The following is a 6,025-nucleotide window of genomic DNA, read 5'->3' on the forward strand; positions in this document are numbered from 1 at the left end:
TATATAGCGATTCATGGATCCGATTCTTGCATTAAAAGCCATCATCATGGGGCTGGTCGAAGGCTTTACCGAATTCCTGCCGATTTCCTCCACCGGCCATCTGATCCTCGCCGGCAGCCTGCTCGACTTTAGCAACGATGTGTCGAAAGACGTGATGGATGTGTTCGAGATCGCGATCCAGGCCGGCGCCATCCTGGCCGTATGCTGGGAATACCGCGCGCGCATCGGTTCGGTGCTGTCGACCTTCGGCTCGGAAGTGAAATCGCGCAAGTTCGTGCTCAACGTGGCGATCGCGTTTCTTCCCCTGGCGATGATCGGGCTGGCGATCGGCAAGATGATCAAGCATGCGCTGTTCAAGCCGGTGCCGGTGGCGCTGGCGTTCATTATCGGCGGCGTGATCATTTTGCTGGTCGAGCGCCGCGCGCGCCTCAATCCGGTCACCGTGCGCGTCAATTCGGTCGATGAAATGACGCCGCTGGACGCGCTGAAAGTCGGCTGCGCCCAGGCCTTCGCCCTGATTCCCGGCACCAGCCGTTCGGGCTCGACCATCATCGGCGGCATGCTGCTGGGCCTGTCGCGCAAGACGGCCACCGAATTCTCGTTCTTCCTGGCCATTCCCACCTTGCTGGCGGCCACCTTTTATTCGCTGTACAAGGCGCGCGACATTTTGTCGGTCACCGACCTGCCGCTGTTTACCGTGGGCACCCTGGCCGCGTTTGTTTCCGCCTTTTTGTGCGTGCGCTGGCTGCTGCGCTACATCAGTTCGCATGACTTCACATTCTTCGCCTGGTACCGTATCGTGTTTGGCGTGCTGGTGATCGCCAGCGCCCATTACGGCTGGGTTGTCTGGGCAGAATAAGGCACCATGAATCAAGACCTCAACGCGCAAGCCCTGCAGACGCTGCAAACCGTCTTCGGCTATCCGGCCTTCCGCGGCCAGCAAGCCGATATTGTCGACCATGTCAGCCACGGCGGCGACGCGCTGGTGCTGATGCCCACCGGCGGCGGCAAGTCGCTGTGCTACCAGATCCCGGCGCTGCTGCGCGATGGTGTCGGCGTGGTCATCTCGCCGCTGATCGCGCTGATGCAGGACCAGGTCGATGCGCTGGCCGAAGTCGGTGTGCGCGCCGCCTTCCTCAATTCCACCCAGACCTACGAAGAAGCGAGCCGCATCGAGCGCCTGGTGCGCACCGGCCAGATCGACCTGGTCTACGTGGCGCCCGAACGCCTGATGACGCAGCGCTGCCTGGACCTGTTCCAGGCCTCGAAAATCGCCCTGTTCGCGATTGACGAAGCGCACTGCGTGGCCCAGTGGGGGCACGACTTCCGTCCCGAATACATCAAGCTGTCGGTGCTGCACGAGCAGTTCCCGGACGTGCCGCGCATTGCGCTGACCGCCACCGCCGACCCGCAGACGCGCGCCGAAATCGCCTTGCGCCTGCAGCTCGACGACGCGCGCCAGTTCGTCTCGTCGTTCGACCGGCCGAATATCCGCTACCAGATCGTCGAGAAGGCCAATGGCCGCAAGCAGCTGCTCGACTTCATCACCACCGAACACGCGGGCGACTGCGGCATCGTCTACTGCCTGTCGCGCAAAAAAGTGGAGGAGACGGCGGAATTTCTGAACCAGAGCGGCATCCGCGCCCTGCCCTACCACGCCGGCATGGAGTACGCCAAACGCAGCGCCAACCAGGCGCGCTTTTTACGCGAGGAAAACATCGTGATGGTGGCCACCATCGCCTTCGGCATGGGCATCGACAAGCCCGACGTGCGCTTCGTGGCCCACCTCGACCTGCCGAAAAGCATCGAGGGCTATTACCAGGAAACCGGGCGCGCCGGCCGCGACGGCATGGCTGCCAACGCCTGGATGGCCTATGGCCTGCAGGACGTGGTGCTGCAGCGGCGCATGATCGACGAATCGGAAGCCGACGAGACTTTCAAGCGCGTGCTGGGCGTGAAACTCGACGCCATGCTGGGCCTGTGCGAAACCCTCAGCTGCCGGCGCATGCGCTTGCTCGAATACTTCGGCGAGCCGGCCTCCCCTTGCGGCAACTGCGACACCTGCCTGGTGCCGCCGGTCTCGTTCGACGGCACGGTGCCGGTGCAAAAACTGCTGTCGGCCATCTACCGGGTCGACCAGCGCTTTGCCGGCGGCCACGTGATCGACGTGCTGCGTGGCATGGAGTCCGAACGCATCAAGACCTGGCACCACGATTCCTTGTCGGTATTCGGCATCGGCGCGGACCTCGGCGAAGCGGAATGGAAGTCGATTTTGCGCCAGGCCATCGCGCTGGGCTTAGTCGCCGTCGACCATGAACAATACAGCTCATTGAAACTGACGGACGCCTCGCGCCCGGTGCTCAAGGGCGGCCAGAAAGTGCAGCTGCGCCAGTATCAAAAGCCGGTGAAAACCAGCAAGCGCAGCACCAGCGTGGCCAAGGGCTACGTCGAAATGGATTTGTCGACCAGCGAGCAGGCGATCTTCGACAAGCTGCGCTGGTGGCGCGTGGAAACGGCGCGCACCCACAATGTGCCGGCCTATGTGATCTTTGTCGACGCCACCTTGCGCGAAATCGCCAAGGCCAAGCCGACTTCGCTGGAGCAGCTGCGCGGCGTGAGCGGCGTGGGCGAGAAAAAGCTGGCGTCCTACGGCGATGAAATCGTCGCCATGATCCTGGAGATGATCTGATGGAAGCGCTCTCGCCCGACCTGATCTACCAGGCCGTGAGACTGCTTGGCGCCGGGCCGGACGCCGGCGATGAAACCGAAGAGCAGTTGCGTGCTCTGGTGCAGGACGACCTCACCGTGCGCCGCCTGGCCGACGTGGTGCCCGAAGCGTTCGGCATGGTGCTGGCGTCGCACCTTCCCGGCGCAAAAAACGTGACCTTGCCCGACACCTTCTGCGCGCAGGATGAGGATGGCGAATGGGTGGCCTACCCCATGCGCTGCGAACCGATCTTTGCCGTCGCCGCCGATATCGCCAGCCATACCTTCCACAACGGCCCGCGCGCGCTGATGCAGAACCTGGCCGAGCGCAGCTCCTTGCTGTCGGCCATCAGCCAGGCCCTGGACACGGGCGAATCGCTCGACAGCGCGACCCTCGGTCCGCCTTCCTTCTTCGGCCTGCCCGCCGCGCTGTACCGGCAGACTGCATGAACAACGGCGCCTGCGGGCGCCGTTTCAATAGCGATTGTGCGACAGGCTTGCCGTCGCCATCGAGCACCGTCACCTCGCCCCAGCCCAGTTCGCGCACGCCCGCTTCGATCTTGCGCAGGTCGCCGATCACCAGCCATACCAGGTCATCGGGCCGCACGAACTTGCCCGCGGCGCTGGCCAGCTGCGCGGTGCTGTTGAACTCTTCGCCCTGCAGCGGGCGCTCGCCGGCCGCGCCACGAATTTCGTTGGCCACTACGACCACCGCTTCGCGGGGTTTGTCGGTCTAAGATGTTTTCGATGCCAAAGAAGTCTTTATTCCAGCTGCCAGCATGCCGCCGGCCTATGCATGTGCGTCCAAAAACGGTACGATCCTGCGATGGAAACCAAATGGCTGGAAGACTTCATTTCGCTCGCTGAAACGCATAATTTCAGCCGTTCGGCGGCGCTGCGCCATGTTACGCAGCCGGCGTTTTCGCGGCGCATCCAGTCGCTGGAAAACTGGCTCGGCATCGACCTGGTCGACCGCACGTCCTACCCCACCCGCCTGACGCCGGCCGGCGCCGTGTTCTACGAGCAGGCGCTGGAAATGCTGGGTCAGATCAATGGCGTGCGCGCCCTGCTGCGCGGCAAGCGCGCCGCCACCCAGACCAGCGTCGACTTCGCCGTGCCGCACACCCTGTCGCTGACCTTCATGCCGAAATGGCTGACGGCCCTGGAACAGGGTTTCGCACCCATCAACAGCCGCCTGATGGCCCTGAACGTGCACGACGCGGTGCTGCAGCTGGTCGACGGCGGCTGCGATTTGCTGCTGTGCTATCACCATCCGCGCCAGCCGGTGCAGCTCGATCCTGGCCGCTACGACATGCTGGTGATGGGCCGTGAAACCGTGCGCGCCTATGCGCGCTGCGGCGCCGACAAGGTACCCGATTTCGTGCTGCCGGGCAGCGCCGAGGACCCAGTGCCTTTTCTTTCCTACACCAGCAACGCCTACCTCGGGCGCATGGTCGAACTGCTGCTGGCCGACGCGAAAACGCCTTTGTTTCTCGACACCTGCTACGAGACCGACATGGCCGAAGGCCTGAAGATGATGGCGCTGGAGGGACGCGGCATCGCCTTCTTGCCCGAGTCGGCGGTGCTGCGCGACGTCAAGTACAAGCACCTGGCGCTGGCCGACGGCGGCGCGCCAGGCTGGGAAATCGAGCTGGAAATCCGCCTGTACCGCGAACGGCCGAACGGCCAGCGGCCCGGCAAGGCCATCGTCGAACGCCTGTGGCAATACCTGGTGCGGGCGCAGGTAAAGGCGCAGGAAAATGCCGCGCGCGGCCGCCGCCGCAAGCGCAGCGCCACCGAATCCTGACGCGACAACTATGCAATAAATGCATAACCGGATGCGCACAAAGCATTGGCCGGGGCATGCGGGCATCGCCTACGATGCGGTTCCGCTGTGCGTAGCTGCTTGCCGGTTACGCCTCTCACGTATTCGTATTGTCCAGGAGCTTATCAAGCATGACCAGCAAGCACGCACTGCCTTCCTACCTCAATCCTGAAGACCTCGGCCCTTGGGGCGTCTACCTCGAGCAGATCGACCGCGTCACGCCCTACCTGGGCAGCCTGTCGCGCTGGGTCGAAACCCTGAAGCGCCCGAAGCGCATCCTGACGGTCGACGTGCCCATCGAGCGCGATGACGGCAGCATCGCCCACTACGAAGGCTACCGCGTGCAGCACAATATGTCGCGCGGCCCCGGCAAGGGCGGCGTGCGCTTCCACGAAGACGTGACGCTGTCGGAAGTGATGGCGCTGTCGGCATGGATGACGGTCAAGAACGCGGCCGTCAACGTGCCATACGGTGGCGCCAAGGGCGGCATCCGCGTCGATCCGAAAACCCTGTCGCGCAACGAGCTGCAGCGCCTGACGCGCCGCTACACGAGCGAAATCAGCATGATCATCGGACCGAACAAGGATATTCCGGCGCCGGACGTCAACACCAATGAACAGGTGATGGCCTGGATGATGGACAGCTACTCCATGCTGAACGGCAATATGTCGACCGGCGTGGTGACGGGCAAGCCGATCTCGCTCGGTGGCAGCCTGGGCCGCCGCGATGCGACCGGCCGCGGCGTGTACGTGATCGGCTGCGATGCCGCCGCCCGCATCGGCGTGCCGATCGAAGGCGCGAAAGTCATCGTGCAAGGTTTCGGTAACGTCGGCGGCGTGGCCGCGCGCATGTTTGCCGAGGCGGGCTCGAAAATCGTCGCGGTGCAGGACCACAAGACCACCGTGGTCCATACCGGCGGCCTGGACATTCCGCAACTGCTGGCCCACGTGGCCGAAGCGGGCAGCGTCGAAGGCTTCCCGGGCGCCGAAGCGTTCGTGCCACGCGACGATTTCTGGGGCATCGAGTGCGACATCCTGATCCCGGCCGCGCTGGAACAGCAGATCACCGCCGAGCGCGCCCACATCATCCGCGCCAAGATCATCCTGGAAGGCGCCAACGGCCCGACCATGCCGGCCGCCGACGACATCCTCAACGACCGGGGCGTGCTGATCGTGCCGGACGTGCTGGCCAACGCCGGCGGCGTGACCGTCAGTTACTTCGAATGGTCGCAGAACTTCTCGAGCTTCTTCTGGACCGAGGAAGAGATCAACAGCCGCCTGACGCGCATCATGCGCGAAGCGTTCGACGCCGTGTGGCAAGTGTCGCAGGAGAAAAAAGTGTCGATGCGTACCGCCACCTTCATCCTGGCCTGCACCCGCGTGCTGCAGGCGCGCGAGGTACGCGGCCTGTATCCTTGATGACTGCCTGAAAAAAGCCCGGGGCGGTGCGGCCATGCTGCGCCTGCCCCGGGCTTTTTTGCGCCTGCCCCTTCCG

General features: G+C 64.0%; 6 protein-coding genes. 5 read left to right on the forward strand and 1 reads right to left on the reverse strand.

Annotated elements, in window-relative coordinates; all coding sequences use genetic code 11:
• Positions 1–13: 13 nt before the first annotated feature.
• Genes ASR47_RS06815 through ASR47_RS06825 form a run of 3 tightly spaced genes read left to right on the forward strand, consistent with a single transcriptional unit; the run spans position 14 to position 3,156 of the window.
• Positions 14–859 carry an undecaprenyl-diphosphate phosphatase gene (locus ASR47_RS06815; RefSeq protein ID WP_065306999.1) on the forward strand — a complete coding sequence of 282 codons (846 nt, stop codon included), beginning with the start codon at positions 14–16 and terminating at the stop codon, positions 857–859.
• 6 nt (positions 860–865) lie between these two features.
• Positions 866–2,689, forward strand: a complete 1,824-nt coding sequence (recQ, locus tag ASR47_RS06820) for a DNA helicase RecQ (RefSeq protein ID WP_065307000.1) — start codon at positions 866–868, stop codon at positions 2,687–2,689.
• Positions 2,689–3,156 carry a hypothetical protein gene (locus ASR47_RS06825; protein ID WP_065307001.1) on the forward strand — a complete coding sequence of 156 codons (468 nt, stop codon included), beginning with the start codon at positions 2,689–2,691 and terminating at the stop codon, positions 3,154–3,156. The genes recQ and ASR47_RS06825 overlap by 1 nt, the downstream gene beginning before the upstream one ends.
• Here ASR47_RS06825 and ASR47_RS26935 read toward each other — a convergent pair.
• Positions 3,056–3,409: a hypothetical protein gene (locus ASR47_RS26935; protein ID WP_150127704.1), complete on the reverse strand. Its 354-nt coding sequence runs from the start codon at positions 3,407–3,409 to the stop codon at positions 3,056–3,058. The genes ASR47_RS06825 and ASR47_RS26935 overlap by 101 nt on opposite strands.
• 123 nt (positions 3,410–3,532) lie before the next feature.
• Between ASR47_RS26935 and ASR47_RS06830 the strand changes: the two genes are divergently transcribed.
• Together ASR47_RS06830 and ASR47_RS06835 are read left to right on the forward strand one after the other, a co-directional pair.
• The gene (locus ASR47_RS06830) at positions 3,533–4,513 is read left to right on the forward strand and encodes a LysR family transcriptional regulator (protein WP_065307002.1); all 981 of its coding nucleotides are present in this window, start codon (positions 3,533–3,535) and stop codon (positions 4,511–4,513) included.
• Positions 4,514–4,662: 149 nt separating this feature from the next.
• Entirely contained in the window at positions 4,663–5,949 is a 1,287-nt protein-coding gene (locus tag ASR47_RS06835; RefSeq protein WP_065307003.1) for a Glu/Leu/Phe/Val family dehydrogenase, read from the forward strand.
• Positions 5,950–6,025: the final 76 nt, after the last annotated feature.

Source organism: Janthinobacterium psychrotolerans, from assembly GCF_001677885.1.
Classification (GTDB): domain Bacteria; phylum Pseudomonadota; class Gammaproteobacteria; order Burkholderiales; family Burkholderiaceae_D; genus Janthinobacterium; species Janthinobacterium psychrotolerans.

What these genes read in the sequence shown, in the direction of transcription:
- ASR47_RS06815 (WP_065306999.1), top strand. Translation starts at nt 14, where the DNA reads ATGGATCCGATTCTTGCATTAAAAGCCATCATCATGGGGCTGGTCGAA.
- recQ (WP_065307000.1), top strand. Translation starts at nt 866, where the DNA reads ATGAATCAAGACCTCAACGCGCAAGCCCTGCAGACGCTGCAAACCGTC.
- ASR47_RS06825 (WP_065307001.1), top strand. Translation starts at nt 2,689, where the DNA reads ATGGAAGCGCTCTCGCCCGACCTGATCTACCAGGCCGTGAGACTGCTT.
- ASR47_RS06830 (WP_065307002.1), top strand. Translation starts at nt 3,533, where the DNA reads ATGGAAACCAAATGGCTGGAAGACTTCATTTCGCTCGCTGAAACGCAT.
- ASR47_RS06835 (WP_065307003.1), top strand. Translation starts at nt 4,663, where the DNA reads ATGACCAGCAAGCACGCACTGCCTTCCTACCTCAATCCTGAAGACCTC.